General features: G+C 69.7%; 14 protein-coding genes and 2 tRNA genes. 12 read left to right on the forward strand and 4 right to left on the reverse strand.

Going from position 1 to position 16,917, the window contains the following annotated elements; genetic code table 11:
• The first annotated feature begins 40 nt into the window (after positions 1-40).
• From ACIGWZ_RS20860 to ACIGWZ_RS20890, 7 genes are all read left to right on the forward strand, one after another.
• A complete protein-coding gene (locus ACIGWZ_RS20860) occupies positions 41-1,576 on the forward strand; it encodes an amino acid permease (protein WP_400066711.1) in 1,536 nt (511 codons plus the stop codon).
• A gap of 239 nt (positions 1,577-1,815) precedes the next feature.
• Positions 1,816-2,226 (forward strand): VOC family protein, encoded by a 411-nt coding sequence (locus tag ACIGWZ_RS20865; RefSeq protein ID WP_400066713.1) that lies wholly within the window; start codon positions 1,816-1,818, stop codon positions 2,224-2,226.
• Between the two features lie 207 nt (positions 2,227-2,433).
• Complete coding sequence (locus tag ACIGWZ_RS20870) at positions 2,434-2,880, forward strand: helix-turn-helix transcriptional regulator (RefSeq protein ID WP_400066715.1); 447 nt, start codon at positions 2,434-2,436, stop codon at positions 2,878-2,880.
• Between the two features lie 5 nt (positions 2,881-2,885).
• Positions 2,886-3,509 carry a glyoxalase gene (locus ACIGWZ_RS20875; protein WP_400066716.1) on the forward strand — a complete coding sequence of 208 codons (624 nt, stop codon included), beginning with the start codon at positions 2,886-2,888 and terminating at the stop codon, positions 3,507-3,509.
• 32 nt (positions 3,510-3,541) lie between these two features.
• Positions 3,542-3,727, forward strand: a complete 186-nt coding sequence (locus tag ACIGWZ_RS20880) for a hypothetical protein (RefSeq protein ID WP_400066717.1) — start codon at positions 3,542-3,544, stop codon at positions 3,725-3,727.
• A gap of 241 nt (positions 3,728-3,968) precedes the next feature.
• On the forward strand, positions 3,969-4,442 hold the full coding sequence (locus tag ACIGWZ_RS20885; RefSeq protein WP_400066719.1) for an iron chaperone: 474 nt from the start codon (positions 3,969-3,971) through the stop codon (positions 4,440-4,442).
• 607 nt (positions 4,443-5,049) lie between these two features.
• Positions 5,050-5,125, forward strand: a tRNA-Arg gene (locus tag ACIGWZ_RS20890).
• Between the two features lie 208 nt (positions 5,126-5,333).
• On the opposite strand, the gene ACIGWZ_RS20895 is transcribed toward ACIGWZ_RS20890, so the two are convergent.
• Positions 5,334-6,440 (reverse strand): AsnC family transcriptional regulator, encoded by a 1,107-nt coding sequence (locus tag ACIGWZ_RS20895; RefSeq protein ID WP_400066720.1) that lies wholly within the window; start codon positions 6,438-6,440, stop codon positions 5,334-5,336.
• On the opposite strand from ACIGWZ_RS20895, the gene ACIGWZ_RS20900 reads away from it, so the two are divergent.
• The 3 genes from ACIGWZ_RS20900 (at position 6,412) to ACIGWZ_RS20910 (ending at position 9,224) form a co-directional block, all read left to right on the forward strand.
• Positions 6,412-7,950 carry a DHA2 family efflux MFS transporter permease subunit gene (locus ACIGWZ_RS20900; protein ID WP_400066722.1) on the forward strand — a complete coding sequence of 513 codons (1,539 nt, stop codon included), beginning with the start codon at positions 6,412-6,414 and terminating at the stop codon, positions 7,948-7,950. The two genes, ACIGWZ_RS20895 and ACIGWZ_RS20900, sit on opposite strands and share 29 nt — an antisense overlap.
• Before the next feature lie 80 nt (positions 7,951-8,030).
• Positions 8,031-8,990 carry an isopenicillin N synthase family dioxygenase gene (locus ACIGWZ_RS20905; RefSeq protein WP_400066724.1) on the forward strand — a complete coding sequence of 320 codons (960 nt, stop codon included), beginning with the start codon at positions 8,031-8,033 and terminating at the stop codon, positions 8,988-8,990.
• Positions 8,991-9,133: 143 nt separating this feature from the next.
• Positions 9,134-9,224 (forward strand) — tRNA-Ser (locus ACIGWZ_RS20910).
• 301 nt (positions 9,225-9,525) lie between these two features.
• Here ACIGWZ_RS20910 and ACIGWZ_RS20915 read toward each other — a convergent pair.
• Together ACIGWZ_RS20915 and ACIGWZ_RS20920 are read right to left on the reverse strand one after the other, a co-directional pair.
• Positions 9,526-10,830, reverse strand: a complete 1,305-nt coding sequence (locus ACIGWZ_RS20915) for an MFS transporter (RefSeq protein WP_400066726.1) — start codon at positions 10,828-10,830, stop codon at positions 9,526-9,528.
• Positions 10,830-12,086 (reverse strand): aminotransferase class V-fold PLP-dependent enzyme, encoded by a 1,257-nt coding sequence (locus ACIGWZ_RS20920; protein WP_400066728.1) that lies wholly within the window; start codon positions 12,084-12,086, stop codon positions 10,830-10,832. The genes ACIGWZ_RS20915 and ACIGWZ_RS20920 overlap by 1 nt, the downstream gene beginning before the upstream one ends.
• On the opposite strand from ACIGWZ_RS20920, the gene ACIGWZ_RS20925 reads away from it, so the two are divergent.
• The gene (locus tag ACIGWZ_RS20925; protein WP_400066730.1) at positions 12,085-13,497 is read left to right on the forward strand and encodes a PLP-dependent aminotransferase family protein; all 1,413 of its coding nucleotides are present in this window, start codon (positions 12,085-12,087) and stop codon (positions 13,495-13,497) included. The genes ACIGWZ_RS20920 and ACIGWZ_RS20925 overlap by 2 nt on opposite strands.
• A 492-nt stretch (positions 13,498-13,989) precedes the next feature.
• Here ACIGWZ_RS20925 and ACIGWZ_RS20930 read toward each other — a convergent pair whose 3' ends face one another.
• Positions 13,990-14,478: a hypothetical protein gene (locus ACIGWZ_RS20930; RefSeq protein WP_400066732.1), complete on the reverse strand. Its 489-nt coding sequence runs from the start codon at positions 14,476-14,478 to the stop codon at positions 13,990-13,992.
• A 160-nt stretch (positions 14,479-14,638) separates the two neighbouring features.
• On the opposite strand from ACIGWZ_RS20930, the gene fxsT reads away from it, so the two are divergent.
• Positions 14,639-16,917, forward strand: a 2,279-nt coding sequence (gene fxsT / locus ACIGWZ_RS20935) for an FxSxx-COOH system tetratricopeptide repeat protein (protein WP_400066734.1), incomplete at its 3' end; no start/stop codon positions are given.

A 16,917-nucleotide genomic window follows, 5' to 3' on the forward strand; every position in this document is an offset into this window, starting at 1 on the left:
TCCGCAATTGACCCTGCCACCAACAGAAGAGGCTCTCGTTATGCCGTTGGACATACCAAGCGTCACGCAGTCGGAAGAGGAACGCCTCGCCGAACTCGGCATCACCCAGACGTTGGACCGCTCCATGTCCGGGCGGCAGAACTTCGCCGTCTCCTTCACCATCATCAGCATCCTGTCCGGCTGCCTGACCATGTACGGGTTCGGCATGAACACGGGCGGGCCCGCCCTGATCATGTGGGGCTGGGTCCTCGTGGGCCTGATGACCCTGTTCGTCGGCCTGGCCATGGCCGAGGTCTGCTCCTCCTACCCGACCTCCGCCGGCCTCTACTTCTGGGCGCACAAGCTCGCCCCCAAGAAGTCCGCCGCGGCCTGGGCCTGGTTCACCGGCTGGTTCAACACCCTCGGCCAGGTAGCCGTGACCGCCGGCATCGACTTCGGTGCCGCGTCGTTCCTCAACGCCTATCTGAAGCTCCAGTTCGGCTACGCCGCCACGCCCGGCCACACGATCACGCTCTTCGGCCTGATCCTCCTGCTGCACGCCGTGGTGAACACCTTCCGCGTACGCGTCGTCGGCTTCTTCAACACCATCTCGGTGTGGTGGCACCTGATCGGCGTCGTGGTGATCGTCGGCGCGCTGCTCATCATCCCCGACAAGCACCAGTCGCCCGGATACGTCTTCACCGAGTTCGTCAACAACACCGGCTGGGGCTCGGCCGTCTACGTTGCCCTCATCGGTCTCCTGATGGCGCAGTACACCTTCACCGGCTACGACGCGTCCGCCCACATGACCGAGGAGACGAAGAACGCGTCCGTCGAAGGCCCGAAGGGAATCGTCCGGTCGATCCTCGTGTCCTGGGCGGCCGGGTTCGTGCTGCTCTTCGGCCTGACCTTCGCCATCCAGTCCTACACCGGGGCCCTGGAGTCCGGAACCGGCGTGCCGCCGGCGCAGATCTTCATGGACGCGCTCGGTGAGAGCACCGGCAAGCTGATGCTGCTCGTCATCATCGGCGCCCAGCTGTTCTGCGGCATGGCCTCCGTGACCGCGAACTCCCGCATGATCTACGCCTTCTCCCGCGACGGCGCGCTCCCCTTCTCCACCGTGTGGCACAAGCTGCACCCGGGGACCCGTACGCCGACCAACGCCGTGTGGCTCGCCGCCGGAGGCGCGTTCGTCCTCGGCCTGCCCTACCTGTTCAACACGACCGCGTACGCCGCCGTCACCTCCATCGCGACGATCGGCCTCTACATCGCGTACGTCGTCCCCACCCTCCTGCGCCTGCGGCAGGGTGAGAACTTCCGGCGCGGCCCCTGGCACCTGGGGCGCTGGTCCACGCCCGTCGGCGTCCTCGCGGTGGCCTGGGTCGCGATCATCACCGTCCTGTTCATGCTGCCCCAGGCCAGCCCGGTGACCATCGAGACGTTCAACTACGCCCCCATCACCGTGGGCGTGGTGCTGCTCTTCGCCGGCACCTGGTGGCTCGTCTCCGCCCGCAAGTGGTTCCTCAACCCGCAGCACCCGCGGAACAGCGCACCGCGCACCCCGGCACCGAAGCAAACGGTCCGCGCGCCGCGATAGTCCCGGCCACTCCCCACCGGCTCCACCGGCCGACGGCCCGCCGCCCCGTCCCAGAGAATCCCTCCTTTCTGCGGAAGGGGCCGGCGGGCCGTCCGAGGCCAACCCCACGGGCCCCGGCGCTTCCGTCTCCGGCCCGTCGCCGGCCCGTTTCCGCACGATGCGGGCGGCGCGCGACAGGCGGCCGGACGGATCAGGAATCAAGAAGCCCCGGCCACCGCGCCGCAGCTAACGTGACGGCCATGGACATCACCATTCACACGGCCGCTCTCCCCCATGACGACCCGGACGCCTCCGTGGCCTTCTACCGCGACACCCTCGGCTTCGAGGTCCGCAGCGACGTCGGACAAGGCAAGATGCGCTGGATCACGGTCGGGCCCGTCGACCAGCCCGGCACTTCCCTCCTCCTGGCCCCGCCGGCCGCCGACCCCGGGATCACCGAGGACGAGCGCCGCACCATCGTCGAGATGATGGCCAAGGGCACCTACGGCTGGATCCTGCTGGCCACCCGGAACCTCGACGACACCTTCGAAAAGGTGCAGGCCGGCGACGCCGAGGTCGTCCAGGAGCCGACCGAGCAGCCCTACGGCGTCCGCGACTGCGCCTTCCGCGACCCCGCGGGCAACCTGATCCGCATCCAAGAGCTCCGCTGAGCCGTCCGGCAAGCGATCCCCACCCGGTGGCCGGCGCTTCCCCGCTCCCGCGTCCTACGCGAGCCGGCCACCGGCCGCACGCCGCCACCGCCGGCTCCCCTCAGCCCGTAACCGGGCAGCCCGTACCCCGGAACGGCCCGTACCCAAGCCCCCGCACAATCGAATAAAGCGAACAGAGGGAGTCCTCTCATGTGTCATCCTGCGTGGATGAGCGCACTTACCGCTGCGCAGCGCCTGAGCGACCTCGCGCGACTGCGCCGCGTCCGCGACCGGATCGACCGGGAGTACGCACAGCCGCTCAACGTCGAGGCACTCGCCCGCGGCGCGAACATGTCGGCCGGGCACCTCAGCCGGCAGTTCCGGCTCGCCTACGGTGAATCGCCGTACTCCTACCTGATGACGCGCCGCATCGAGCGTGCGATGGCGCTGCTGCGCCGTGGCGACCTCAGCGTCACCGAGGTCTGCTTCGAGGTCGGCTGCTCGTCGCTGGGCACCTTCAGCACCCGCTTCGCCGAGCTGGTCGGCATGCCGCCCAGCGCCTACCAGCGCCGGACGGCGGGCGCTGCCGCGGGCATGCCGTCGTGCGTGGCGAAACAGGTGACCAGACCCGTCAGGAATCAAGAAGCACCGGCGACCGAGCCGCACCTAGCGTGATGGACATGACTTCCATCGAAACCGTCACCCTCGAGGTGGCCGACACCACGGCCGCCCACCGCTTCTACACCGCCTTCGGACTGGGCACCCAGGTGCGCCTGCGGGCCTCGGAGGCGCCGACGACCGGCTTCCGTGGGTTCTCGCTGTCGCTCACGGTGTCCCAGCCGGCCACCGTCAACAGCTTCATCGACGCCGCCCTCGACGCGGGTGCCACGCCGCTGAAGCCCGCCTCGAAGTCGCTCTGGGGCTACGGCGGCGTCATACAGGCCCCGGACGGGACGATCTGGAAGATCGCGTCGTCGGCGAAGAAGGACACCGGCCCGGACACCCGGCAATTCGACCGGATCGTGCTCCTGCTGGGAGCCGCGGACGTGGCCGCGAGCAGGCAGTTCTACGTCGACCGCGGTCTCACCGTGGCAAAGAGCTTCGGGCGCAAGTACGTCGAGTTCGCCACTGATGCGAGCCCCGTCAAACTGGCGCTGTACGGGCGCCGTGCCCTCGCCAAGGACGTCGGCGTTCCCGCCGACGGCACGGGATCGCACCGCCTCGTGCTGGGCGGCGGCGCCGAGCCCTTCACCGACCCGGACGGGTTCGCCTGGGAGGCCGCCTCGCTGACACCCGCGCCCTGAACCACCGCTGCCGGGGTTCGGGCGCCGAGCCGGTGGACATCGCCGAGCTCGCGCCGGGGACGGGCGACGCGTTCGCGGCCAGGACCGGTTTCGACCCGCGCGAACTCGACGGCCCCTACCCGTACTTCCTGATCCGTCCGCGACGCATCCAGGCCTGGCGCGAGGCGAACGAACTGCCGGGCCGGGACCTCATGCGCAACAGCCGCTGGCTCGCCTGACTGCCACGGGAACGCCGACTCCGTACCTGCGACCTGCGACCTGGCACGTCCCGCGGAACGCGGTGTGCCACGGGAGGTTGCAGCGTGCCAGAAGGCCGGATCGGCCTCCCCCTCAGCACCACCGCGGCGGCCCTCCCCAAGACGGCCACGACCAACCCCAGCAAGCCATCACCCCTTCCCCAGCCTCCCAAGCCTTCCAACCCTTGCACGCCTTGCACGCTTGCCGAGAGAGGAAACTGCCATGAAGCCCACGCAGACGTCCGCCAAGACCACCGGCGCGGTCGACGAGCAGCACGACGGATTCACGGACGAGGAACGCGCCGCGATGAAGGAGCGCGCCAAGGAGCTGAAGACCGCGCGCCGCAGCCCGCGCGCGGCCAAGCCGGACCCGGAGAGCGAGGTGCTCGCGAAGATCGCCGAGATGCCGGAAGCGGACCGCGTCCTCGCCGAACGGCTCCATGACCTCGTCAAAGCCAACGCGCCGACCCTCTCGCCGAAGCTCTGGTACGGGATGCCCGCGTATGCCAAGAACGGCAAGGTCCTCTGCTTCTTCCAGAGCGCGCAGAAGTTCAAGACGAGATACGCCACGCTCGGCTTCAGCGACCAGGCGGCCCTCGACGAAGGCACCCTGTGGCCGACCGCCTACGCCCTGACGCAGCTGACCGCCGCCGACGAGGCCCGCATCGGCACACTCATCAAGAAAGCGGTGAACTGAGACCGGCCCTCCCCACGACCGCAACACCCACCGCCCTCCCCCGCAGCCCGACCCGGGCACCCCCGACAGGCGCCTCACTTCCACCCTCACGAGCGACGGAACTCCGCCCCAAAACCGGGGAGTTGACCCTCCGACCGAAAGGGTGCCGACGACGTCGCCGGAGGGTGGGCCGGAGCTGTGGGGCAGGCGCGGACACCGTGGACCGGCCGGAGGCCACGAACGCCACTCCCGCGACGCGTGGCCCTCATCACCCTCAACGACGCGACCACGGCAGCACGCGCCGACCGGCGACGGGACACAACAAACCTCCCCCGTCGCCGCACCGCGCCACAAGAGCCCTCGCGCCACCCCCCGGATCCGCACTCATTTCCGCAGGTCATCCACCCATCCGCGCAGCCGCCCAGGCCCGACCCCTGATGCGGGCGCACCCGCGGAGCACGATCCGCTAGGCTGTCACCGGTCAGCCGCCTACCAGGTCACACGCTCGGGAAAGCGTCCGCGAGGACCCCGCCCCCAGCACCCCCGGTACGGCAGCCGACCAGGAGGTTTGCGACACCGGCCGAGGCCCCCACTCCGGGGTTTTCAGCACGGCCATCTGCAAGCCCCCGCCTCCGTAGCTCAGGGGATAGAGCACCGCTCTCCTAAAGCGGGTGTCGCAGGTTCGAATCCTGCCGGGGGCACCACGCATTGCCACTCTGACCTGGGGTTTCTTCCTCAGGGAGGGGATTGGTCGGCCCCGGACTCCTCGTCTGGGGCCGCTTTGCGTGAACGGGACGGCTCGACTGCCGGACTCCATGTCGGCGATCACATGCCGGGGAATCGGGTAGCCGATCTCCGCGCAGGCGGCAGGTGGATCTCGCCCCGCCCCAGCTCGGCCAGAGCCGGTACTCCTCACGGCACGGCGGGAGCGACGCGTTTCACTTCGCGAAGGGTGGGCGCGGTCTGGATGCTCTGAATACCGGAGAGCCGACTGATGCGCTGATCGATGTAGTCGTACAGGTCGGCCGGGTCGCGGAAGATGCCGCTGGCGACGAGGTTCGAGTCGCCGGTGACGGCGGCGGCGAAGGCGATCTGCGGGTGGGTGGCCAATGCCTCCCCAACGGTGCGCAGGTGCGCGGGGGTGACGTTCAGCCAGAGTCGGGTGGTCATGTGGTAGCCGAGCAGCTGGGTATCGAAGTCGACGGCGAAGCTGAGGGCTCCTTCGCCCCGGAGGCGGTCCAGGTGCCGCTGGATGCTGGAGGGAGAGCGGCCGGCCGCTGTGGCGAGTTCGGGCAAGGTCAGGCGGCCGTCGCGGGCCAGTTCGGTGAACAGGGTGCGGTCGGTGGGGTCCAGGGGCAGGGGAGCGGCTGTGGGGGTGCCGGAATCCACCGCGGGAGCGGCACCTTCGGGCCGGAAGCGGGTGGCGTGCCACGTGCTGGTGGCACCGACGAAGATGCGCAGCATGCAGTGAGCGCTCACGGAAAGCACCTGCGGGGTGTGGGGGAGTTTCTGTAGCAACAGGGCATTGCGCTGGTCAGACGTACGGACGTTGAAGGCGCAGTACACCTCGGTGCCGCCTGAGGCGAGCGTGACCCAGTAGGTGTCGGAACGGCGGGCGAGCGCCTCGGCGATGCTGCCGGCGGCGTCCGGCGTGCAGTGCAGACGCAGCAGCCAGCGGGTCAGGCCGAGACGCGAGGCCACGGGTTGGCCGACGACGCGCAGGCCCAGGGCACGCAGGCGCTGGTAACGGCGGGTGATGGTGCGTTCGGAGACGTCGAGGTCGCGCGCGATGCGGCTGAAGTGGGCCCGGCCGTCGAGCTGGAGGGCCAGGAGCAGGCGCTGGTCGAGGTCGTCCAAGATGACGGAATTCACCGCCGGGCACCTTTCCTTCGCCTGATTTTTCCACGTTCGAGGATACGGCTTGGGCAGGGGCGGACGGGTTCGGATGGTGGTGAAGTCCTTCTCACCACCCCGACGAAAGCTGTTTCGCATGCGCATCTGGGGGCCGCTGGCCGCCATCTGTCTGGGCACCTTCATCCTGCTCGTCGACGTCACCATCGTGCTGGTCGCCCTGCCGGCCATATCCGACTCCCTGGGCTCGTCACTGTCGCAGCTCCAATGGGTCGCCGACGGCTACGCACTCGCGGTGGCCGCCGCGCTCCTTGCCGCCGGGATGCTCGCCGACCTGCACGGCAGGCGCCGCATGTATGCGGGCGGCCTGATCGTGTTCGCGCTGGCCTCCATCGCCTGCGCGCTGTCGCCGAGCATGGGCGTGCTGATCGCCGCTCGCGTCGTACAGGGCCTGGGGGCCGCGGCGATGTTCACCACCACCCTGTCCCTGATCAGCACTCTGTACTCCGGGCGTCGCCTGGGACTGGCCTTCGGCGCCTGGGCCGCGGTCGCCGCAAGCGCCTCCGCGCTGAAACCGATTCTGGGCGGTCTGCTCACCCAGGCTCTGGACTGGCGGTGGATCTTCTACGCCAACGTCCCCGTCACCGCACTCGCCCTGGCCATGACCTTTCGCTACATCCCGCGCTCCACGCCGACGCGGGATGCCTCGCGACGCCTGGACATTCCCGGCCTGCTGCTGTTCGCCCTCGGCGCGGGCGGATTCGTCTACGCGTTGACCGAGGCACACGCCCAGGGATGGACGTCCCCGCGCACACTGGCGCCGCTGGGCAGCGCAGCGGCGGCGCTCGTGCTGTTCGTACGCACGCAGCGGCGCAGCACTCACCCTCTGCTCGACCTGTCTCTGTTCCGCCGCCCGGCATTCACGGCCGCGATGCTCACGATCGCGGTGGGCGAGGGCGCGGTGTACGGGATCCTCCCCTACACCTCGCTGTGGCTGCAGTCCGTTCAGCACCTCTCGCCGACTGGCACCGGACTCGTCGTGCTACCCCATGCGGCGGCCGCCGCTCTGGTGGCGGTGGTCAGCGGGCGGCTGATACCCAAGCCCTCCCCGCGCCTGGGTTCCTGTCTCGGCCTCGGTTTCGCCGGACTCGGTGTGGGGGCTCTCGGCTTCCTCGGCCCCGATTCCGGCTGGCCGGCCCTGGTGGGCGGCCTGGCCCTGAGCGGAGTCGGCATGGGCCTGATCTTTCAGGTCGCCGCCTCCCTCGCGCTCGGCTCGGCTCCCGGCGAGCGCGCGGGCATGGCCAGTGGCGCCTACAGCACTTTCGAACAGCTCGGTTACGCGTTCGGCGTCGCTGCCTTCGGCACGCTGGCCGCCTCCGCCATGGCCGACGCCCTGCACGGCGAGGTCGCCGACCCCGGCAGCACCGCGCAGACCTTGTCCGGCGGCGGCGCCGACACTCTCCTCGCGACCGTTCCCAGCAGCCATCGCCCCGTTCTTGAGCACACACTGCGCGCCGCCTTCGCCACTGGTCACAACACCCTTGCCCTCACCGCCGCAGCCGCCACCCTGGCTTGCGCCGCCCTCGTGCTGTGGCTGACCCGCACCGGGCCACCCCCGCCCCCGACGCCCCCGGCTCCAGACCCTGACACCCGGTCGGCGACAGCAGCAGCCGAGTGAGCGCGCCCCCCGCCGACCTGCCCATGCCCCGGCCCCGGCCCCGCCCAGCAGCACCAACCGACATCGAAGGGAGACGCCATATGGCCTCCACCCGCATTCCGGTCATCGACCTCAGTCACTGGTACCCGAACGACAGCGCATCCCGGAATCACCTCGCGACCGACGTCGATCAGGCCCTCAAGTCCACCGGATTCCTCCTGCTGACCGGACACGGCATCACACCGGATCTGGCCGGCCAAGTACGCGCCGCAGCCTACGACTTCTTCCACCTTCCCCCGGCCGTCAAGGAACGCTACGCCCAGGACACGGGCCGACGCGGATGGATCGGCCGGGAGCGCGTGGCCACCGCCCGGTCCGAGGGCTCCCACACGCCGCCGGACCTGCTGGAGGTCTGGTCATGCGGCGCCGGCTCCACCACGCGCCCCGGGCGCGCACAACGGCTGCCCAGCCGCTGGCCCGACGAGATCCCGTCCCTTCAACCACTGGTCACCGAGTACACCGAGCAGATGCGCAGCCTGGCCGATACCGTCCTCGAAGTCATGGCGACGGCCTTGGACATGCCAACCGACTTCTTCACCCGCCACACCGCCTGCCCGCAATGGGACTTCACCATCAACTGGTACCCGGCGGCCAGTGAGACCGGTCCCGCCGCCCCTGGCCAGTTCCGCATCGGACCGCACACCGACTTCGGCCTCATCACCCTCTTGGACCGACAGCGAGGCCAGGGCGGCCTTCAGGTCCACGACGACGAGGACGGCTGGCACGACGCCCCCTACGAACCCGGCACCGTCACCCTCAACATCGGTGATTTGATGGCCCGTTGGAGCGGAGACCGCTGGCGCTCGGGGCGCCATCGTGTCCTGCCCCCGCCGCCCGACGCCCCGGGGGAGGAGCTCACCTCACTGGTGTACTTCCACTCCTGCGCACCCGGCACCAGCATCACGTCGCTGTCGGCTCCCATCGGCCGCAGGTCCTACTCCCCCGTACGCGCGGGGGACTACCTCCACGACGAAATGCAAGCCATCTACACCACCGGGTAAGCCACACCAGCAAGAACCCCACCGGCTCCACCACCGGGCGGAGTGCCCCCGCATGCGTGAGCGGTGCGTGAGCGGACGGCACAACATAGGCCGAGCTGGACAGGATTGACGATCCTGCCGCGTGGCTCTGATCAGGTAGAACAGCACCACGCGGCAGGAACGCACACCAACGGACACGGATTCGAACCTGCTCCTGAAGCGGGTGTCGCAGGTTCGAATCCTGCCGGGGCGCCAGATCAGCGGTATGTACGGTCAGGGACGCGCGGCGTGCGCGAACGGCGGGCCGGTCACGGCGGACGAAACGCCCGAGATGCTCCCCGCGTTGCTGGGATTTTCGCGCCTTCCATCTCCTTGGCGGTCCGGAACGGACGATCGAAGGCGCCGTTCGGCCGGAACGCATACCCAAGGTGCTTGTCTCCCCAGCGGAAACGGCCTCCGTCCCCGTCTCCGGCGGCGAAGCCACGATCGCGGAAAGCACACCACGACGGCCTCGGTGCGACGGCGTCGGCGTCGGCGTCGCAGTTGGCGTCGGCGTTCACTCCATACGCAGCTCCGCCGGTGACGGCAGTGCTGCCAGCCTGGTGACCGGGGACGCGAAGAGTCCGATCGCCACGGCGGCGGAGCCGATCGCCGCGACGGTCAGGGCGCCTTGGCCGCCGAGCGCGCCGGTCAGGAGACCGGCGGACAGACCACCGAGTGCGCCGCCGCCGAACAGCAGCGTCCGGAAAGCCGCGGTCATCCGCCCCATCATCGACGCGGGAGTGCTCGTCTGCCGGAGGCTGACGATGATGACATTGGCGACGCCGAGTCCCAGGTACGTGACGAAGAAGGACGCCACGCACATCGCGATCACCAGCCAGTTCGGTCCGGCGGCGGTGGCCAGGAGGGTCGGGCCGAGCAGCAGGGCCGACTGGGCCAGCAGGTAGACGCGTCCGAGGCGGAACCGTTTGATCACCCGTCCGGAGATCAATGCGCCGATGAGGCCGCCCACCGAGGCCGTGGCGAAGATGCCGCCGAGAACCGACGGGGCGAGGTGGAGGTCGCGGGTGCCGTGGAGCAGGAACATCGTCCATATGGTGATCATGGAGAAGTTGCAGCAAAACCCGACGAGCGCCAGGGCTCGCAGGATCCTGTCCCTCATGACCCAGCCGAGGCCGTCCCGCAGCTCCGACCAGATGTGGCGGCGAGCGCCCTGCTCCGGACGCGGCTCGGGGGTGCGGATGAGCAGCAGGGAGATCACGGAGACCAGGTACGAGAAGGCGTCCACGATCAGTGCCACCGGTGCGGTCAGCGCCGACACCAGGACGCCCGCCAGACCGGGCCCCGCCACATCCGCCGTGGAGGAGCTGACTCCCATCTTCGCGCTCGCCTCGACATAGTGACCGGGGTCGCGGACCAGGGTGGGGACGTACGACATCCAGCTCACGTCGAACAGCACCGACGCGACACCGACGGCGCACGCGATGACCGTCAGGGTGACCATGCTGAGGGCGTCCGCCCAGTACAGGACGGGGACCAGCGCCAGCAGGACCATCCGGACCAGGTTCGCCGCAAGCATGACCCTGCGCCTGCGGACCCGGTCCACCCACACCCCGAAGATCAGGGCGAGGCCGAGGTAGGGGGCGAGCTGCACGAACCGCAGCAGTCCCACCTGCTCGTCGCTCGCCCCGAACGCGCGGATGGCGGTGAGGGGCAGCGCGAGGGTCGTCACCTGGGTGCCGAGCAGCGACAGGGTCTCGCCCAGCCAGAACGTGAGGAAGTCCCCGTTGCGCCAGAGGGTTCTGGGTGGTTTCCCGGCAGCCGCCTCCGGGCCGGCCGCCGCCATCCGCGCCGACGCCATCAGCGGGTCTTCTGCCCGTGCTCGGCGAGTTCAGCGACGGCTGCGGCGACCGTGTCGACCTCGTCCTCGGTGTTGTAGTAGTGCGGTGACAGGCGGAGGCACCAGTCGACGTCCTTGTCGTTGAAGTCGTACTGCGCGAACTCCCGGAAGCTCAAAGCCGAGTTGACGCCCCGCTCGTCCAGGGCCGTCTTGAACGGCTGCGGCTGCCAGCCCTCGACCTCGAAGGTGACGAGCGCCGCCGGAGCCGGGCCGCCGTCGAGGACCCGTATGCCGGGGATGGCGGCCAGCTGGTCGCGCAGCCGGGCAGCCAGCGCGGGCGTCCGGCGGGAGATCGGCTCCAGGCCGACCCGAAGGGCGTAGCGCACCGCCGCCGCGCAGCCGAGCAGGGTGGCGTACGGGAACTCCCACTCCTCGAACCGTGCCGCGCTGTCCACCGGCCGGTACGTGTCGGGCCCGACCCAACGGGCGCCGTACATGTCGATGAACAGGGGCTCGTAGCCCTCCCGCAGAACGCGGTCGGAGACGTAGAGGAAGCCCGAACCGCGAGGGCCGCGCAGGAACTTACGGCAGGTCGCGGTGAGCAGGTCGCAGCCGATCTCGTCCACGTCGAGCGCGTACTGCCCCACCGACTGGCAGGCGTCCACGAGGTAGAGCAGGCCCAGCTCCCGGCAGTGGCGGCCGATCTCGGCCACCGGCTGCACGAGGCCGGAGTTGGTGGGCACATGCGTCGCGGCGACAAGGCGGGGGCGGTGGGAACGCATGAGCGCCGCCATGGCGTCGACGTCGACGCCGCTGCCGTCGGGGTGGTCGGGGGCGTGGATGATCTCGACGCCGAACCGATTGCGCAGGGCGAGGAACGCGATCTGGTTGGAGATGAAGTCGTTGCGTGTGGTGAGGATGGTGTCGCCGGCCCGGAAGTCGATCGCCGACAGGGCCTTGGTGTACGCATGGGTCGCGCTGCCGGCGAAGGCGATGTTGCCGGGGCCGGTGCCCAGGAGGTCGGCGATCGACGCGTAGAAGTCGCGGACCTGGGCTTCCTGTGCGGCGGAGGCCTCGTATCCACCGATTTCCGCCTCCAGTTGGAGGTGGTCGGTCATCGCCGCGAGGACCGGGCGGGCCACCAGGCCGCAGCCCGCGTTGTTGAAGTGGATGACCGACTCGCAGCCCGGGGTGTCGGCGCGCAGCGCCGCAATCTCCGCCGCCGTGTCGAGGAGCGATTCTCCAGCAGGGAGGAAAGCGTTACTCTGTTGTCTCATGTCTGAGAGTAGCAGTACTGAGGCGTTGGTAGGGATGCTCCGCACCGAGATTGCCCGCCTCGCGCCCGGCGACCGACTGCCCAGCAGCCGGGAGCTGACGGGGCGTCATGGCGTCAGCCCGGTGACGGTGTCCAGGGCGTTCGCCCAACTGGCAGCCGAGGGCGAGGTGGTCACCCGCCCGGGCAGCGGCACCTACGTCGCCCCGCGCCGCGCTCGCTCGGCCGCCGATGCGCCGGACACCTCCTGGCAGGCAGTGGCACTCGCCGGACGTGACTTCGATCCGGGCGCCGCGGAAGACCTTTCGGATGCGCCGCCCACGGGCGTGATCGCCATGGCAGGCGGCTATCTGCACCCATCGCTCCGCCCGGAACGGGCGTTGAGCGCGGCGCTGGCCCGCGCGGCCCGCCGTCCCGGCGCCTGGGACCGGGCACCCGCAGCGGGCCTGGCGCCGCTGCGCGCGATCTTCGCCCAAGCGGCGGGGAGCGCCGTCGGCCCGGAGGACGTGCTGGTCACCGGCGGCGGCCAGGGCGCACTGTCGATGCTGTTCCGGGCGCTGGCCGCGCCGGGCAGCCCGGTGCTGGTGGAGTCGCCGACGTACCCGGGCGCGCTGGCCGCCGCCCGCGCGGCGGGGCTGCGCCCGGTGGCCGTACCGATGGACGGCGACGGTATCCGCCCCGACCTGCTGGCCGACGCCTTCGCCGTGACCGGCGCCCGGCTGCTGTACTGCCAGCCCACCTTCCACAATCCGACCGGCACCGTGCTCGCACCGGCGCGACGCCGCCAGGTCGTGGACGTGGCCCGCGCCGCCGGGGCGTTCCTCATCGAGGACGACTTCGCCCGCCACCTCGGCCACGGCGGCCCGGTGCCCCTCCCCCTGGTCGCGGACGACCGCGACGGCACGGTGGTCCAGCTGACCTCGCTGACCAAGCCGGCCTCGCCGAGCCTGCGCATCGGGGCGGTGATCGCCCGTGGACCGGTGATGCGAAGACTGCAGGGGATGCGCCGGGTGGACGACTTCTTCGTCGCCAGGCCGCTACAGGAGGCGGCCGTGGAGCTGGTGAGCACCCCCGCGTGGGACCGGCATCTGCGCGCCCTTTCCACGCACCTGAGGGAGCGTTGCGCGGTACTGGCCGGAACCATGGCGCGCGAACTGCCCGACTGGACGCCGACCCGGATCCCGGAGGGTGGCCTGCATCTGTGGGTCCAACTCCCGCCCGGCCTTGAGGACTCCGCCGTCGCGGACGCGGCACGGGCCCATGGCGTGGCGGTCAACGCGGGCGCCCGCTTCTTCCCGGCCGAGCAACCGGGCGCCTGCCTGAGGCTCGGTTTCGCGGCCTCGGAGGACCCCGCCGACCTCGCAGAGGGCGTCCGCCGCCTCGGTGAGGCGGCACGAGCGTGCACTACGGCATGAGACGCGGGCACACCCTGTGTCCACCGAGCGGTGCCTGAGCGATTCCCCGGAGCGCGCCGGCCCGCACCTTGGCGGGCGGGTGCGGCCCAGTTGTACGTCAGACTCCCGGCGACGAGCCCGCACACACCCCCTTCATGCGTGCGCGATGCGTGAGCGGACTGTCCGGCACGAGGTGTCGTGATCGGGATCGAGTACGACACCTCACGGCGCTGAGCAGGTGAAACAGCACCACCCGGCAGCGTCAGGCACCACCCGGCAAGGATTCGATCCCCCTCCTAAAGCGGGTGTCGCAGGTTCGAATCCTGCCGGGGGCACCAGCCAAAAGGCCCCGGACCGATCATGGTCTGGGGCCTTTGACGGCACCAATTGACGGCAGTCGCGTCTCAGGCGGCCGGCAGACGGCGCTTGAGCAGCCGATCCAAGGTGGCTGGCAACGGGCGCCAATGCTCACCCACGATCAGGAGGCGCGCCCGGACTCCGCCTCGTGATGCATCAGGAGCGGGGACTCGGATAGGCGCCGAGGAGGTTGGGCACGCCGCAGGCGGTGGCGAGGAGGTCGGCATACACGGCGAGGTTGGTGCGGGTGTCGTTCAGGGCGGCGCGGAGTTGATCGGCCTGGGGCCACGCGCGTTCGTGGTCGCGACGGGAGCAGTCGGTGGGGCGGCGGCTCTCCCAGTCCTCCAGGGCGGGGTGCCAGGTGGCAAGAAGCGGGCGCACGCCGAAGTTGAGCATGGCCACGGCCAGGTAGCCGAAGTTGTACTGGCCGCTCCGTTTCGGTTCGGCGATCTGCGGCCCATGGCGGCGCAGGATCTCACGGGTGGTGCCGAAGAGCGAGTACAGACTCGTCAGTGCTTCCCGCAGCAGGCCCTCGTCCTCCCGTAGTGGCACCACGGAGACGCGGGTGATCAGTTCCACGTATAGCTCCCAGGCGGCGCGCCGCTCCGTGTCGTTCGGCTCCCAGCTGCCTGCGATCTCCAGCATCGGTAGCTTCAACCTGACTTCAATGTTCTTCGGCGCCTGGGTCACTGCGCTCCCTCTTCCTGCCAGCGGGATCTCGGCGTTCTCCACCCTGTCCCACGCTATACGCGAGATCATGGCCCGTACTCCACATAACAAGCGCCAGGCGATTCGGAGGTCAAGGGTGACCGACACCACGCAACGGTTCTTCGTCAGCTACGCAGGCCCGGACCGCGCCTGGGCGGAGTGGGTCGGCTGGCAGCTCAAGCGGGCCGGACACCAGGTCGAGCTGGACCGGTGGGATTGGCACACCGGGGACGACTTCGTCCAGAAGATGAACCTCGCTCTCCACAAGGCCGACGCGGTGGTGGCCCTGTTCTCCAAGACGTACTTCGCCGCTGAGCGATGGACCCAGGACGAGTGGTCGGCCACCGTGGCCACACGGGGACGCCTCGTTCCGGTGGCGATCGAAGCCCTGACTGACGATGACATCCCCGCCCTCCTGCGGAATAGGCTGTACCAGGGCCTTCACGGGCTGGACGAAACCTCCGCAACTGCTGCCCTGCTCGAAGCCGTCCATGGACCAGTTCCCCCTGCTGGTCCGGTCGCCTTCCCCGGCGCCGCATCGGCCGATTCGGATACGGAACCTGACCCACAACGTCCCAGGCTGCCTAGTAGCGTCGGCCTGCCCGAGGTGTGGAGCGTCCGCCGCCGCAACCCTGACTTCTCCGGCCGCGAGGCTGAAATGGTCCAGCTTCGTACCGGATTGCTCAGCAGACACCAGGCCGTGGTCCAGGCGCTTCAAGGCATGGGCGGCATCGGAAAGACCCAGATGGTCTTGGAGTACGCCCACCGATTCGCCAGTCAGTACGACCTGGTGTGGTGGGTCGACGCCGAGCAGGCCGACCAGTTGCCCGTCCGCTACACCGAACTTGCCGACCGCATCGGCATTGCCAAATCCGACGCCGGCTCCGAGGCCAACGCCCATGCCCTTCTCCAACATCTGCGGACACGGCACCGCTGGCTTCTCATTCTCGACAACGCTGACCAGCCCGATCAGATCGAGCCCTGGCTCCCCGAGGGTCCCGGCCACGTTGTGATTACTTCGCGCAACCCCGACTGGCACGGGATCGCTCACCAGAGCGACCTAGACGTGTTCACCCGGACCGACTCTCAGGCCTACCTCCAGAGTCGTATCCCGGGAATCAGCACCGGGCAGGCCGATCTCCTGGCGCGGGACCTCGGCGACCTTCCCCTCGCCCTCGCTCAAGCTGCGGGAGTCCTGCGCAGTGGCATGTCCCTGGACCGTTACCGTCAGCTCCTGACCACCAACACCGCACGCCTCCTGCAGGAGAGCGACGTCCGTGACTACCCCGCGCCGCTAGCCGCGACGGTCAGCATCGCCGCCACCCGCCTCACGGACGACGGCCACCCCGACGCCACCGCCCTGCTCCGCCTAAGCGCCTTCTTCGGCCCCGACCCCATCCCCACCGCATGGCTCGAAACAGCTCGCCCCCGCCTGACCACCATTCCCGGCGACCCGGACGACCCAATGTGGCTGCGCAACGCCGTCCAGCACCTTGGCCGCTTCGGACTGGCACGCACCGACTTCGATACCTTCCAAATCCACCGCCTCACCCAGGCCATCTTGCGCACACAGCCCAGCCCTGACCAGGCCGCAGCGATCTGCGACGACCTCACCGCTATCCTTGCGGCAGTCAACCCTGGCGAACCGCAATCTCCAGCCGACTGGCCGACGTGGGCCTCCCTCACCGCCCACCTCACCACGCCTCACGTCACCACCGCCGTCGCCGACCAGCCCGATCTGCGCGCCACGCTCTTGAAAGCTGCTCGCTTTCTCATCTGCAGCGGTCTGCCACGCGCCGCCCACGGCCTCGCCACGGCACTGCATCAGGCCTGGAGCACTGATCTGGGGCCAGATCACCCCGACACTCTCACCTGTGCACAGCATCTGGGGCACGCGGGCGTCGAACTCGGCGACTACGCCAAAGCCCACTCCATCATTGAAGAAACCTACGTCCGTCGCCGCCGTGCTCTGGGTGAGGACCATCCCAGTACCTTGCACTCCGCCAACGATGCAGGCACCAGCCTGGCTTACTGGGGGAAGTATGCGGAGAGCCACCGCATATACGAGGACGGCCTCGCTCGCCGCCGCCGCGTCTTGGGCGAGGACCATCCAGACACCCTCACCTCCGCCGGCAACCTCGCCAGCACCTTGCACGCCTTGGGGGAGTATGCGGAGGCCCTCCGCAGGCACGAGGACGGCCTCGCTCGCCGCCGCCGCGTCTTGGGCGAGGACCATCCAGACACCCTCACCTCCGCCGGCAGCCTCGCCAGCAGCTTGCACGCCTTGGGGGAGTATGCGGAGGCCCGCCGCAGGCACGAGGACGTTCTCGCTCGCCGCCGCCGCGTCTTGGGCGAGGACCATCCAGACACCCTCAC

Source organism: Streptomyces sp. NPDC053427 (assembly GCF_044544985.1).
In the GTDB taxonomy this organism is placed as follows: Bacteria; Actinomycetota; Actinomycetes; order Streptomycetales; family Streptomycetaceae; genus Streptomyces.

Coding starts and splice junctions, on each gene's coding strand:
- ACIGWZ_RS20860 (WP_400066711.1), top strand. CDS start 41: ATGCCGTTGGACATACCAAGCGTCACGCAGTCGGAAGAGGAACGCCTC.
- ACIGWZ_RS20865 (WP_400066713.1), top strand. CDS start 1,816: ATGGACATCACCATTCACACGGCCGCTCTCCCCCATGACGACCCGGAC.
- ACIGWZ_RS20870 (WP_400066715.1), top strand. CDS start 2,434: ATGAGCGCACTTACCGCTGCGCAGCGCCTGAGCGACCTCGCGCGACTG.
- ACIGWZ_RS20875 (WP_400066716.1), top strand. CDS start 2,886: ATGACTTCCATCGAAACCGTCACCCTCGAGGTGGCCGACACCACGGCC.
- ACIGWZ_RS20885 (WP_400066719.1), top strand. CDS start 3,969: ATGAAGCCCACGCAGACGTCCGCCAAGACCACCGGCGCGGTCGACGAG.
- ACIGWZ_RS20900 (WP_400066722.1), top strand. CDS start 6,412: ATGCGCATCTGGGGGCCGCTGGCCGCCATCTGTCTGGGCACCTTCATC.
- ACIGWZ_RS20895 (WP_400066720.1), bottom strand. CDS start 6,440: ATGGCGGCCAGCGGCCCCCAGATGCGCATGCGAAACAGCTTTCGTCGG.
- ACIGWZ_RS20905 (WP_400066724.1), top strand. CDS start 8,031: ATGGCCTCCACCCGCATTCCGGTCATCGACCTCAGTCACTGGTACCCG.
- ACIGWZ_RS20915 (WP_400066726.1), bottom strand. CDS start 10,830: ATGGCGTCGGCGCGGATGGCGGCGGCCGGCCCGGAGGCGGCTGCCGGG.
- ACIGWZ_RS20925 (WP_400066730.1), top strand. CDS start 12,085: ATGTCTGAGAGTAGCAGTACTGAGGCGTTGGTAGGGATGCTCCGCACC.
- ACIGWZ_RS20920 (WP_400066728.1), bottom strand. CDS start 12,086: ATGAGACAACAGAGTAACGCTTTCCTCCCTGCTGGAGAATCGCTCCTC.
- ACIGWZ_RS20930 (WP_400066732.1), bottom strand. CDS start 14,478: ATGCTGGAGATCGCAGGCAGCTGGGAGCCGAACGACACGGAGCGGCGC.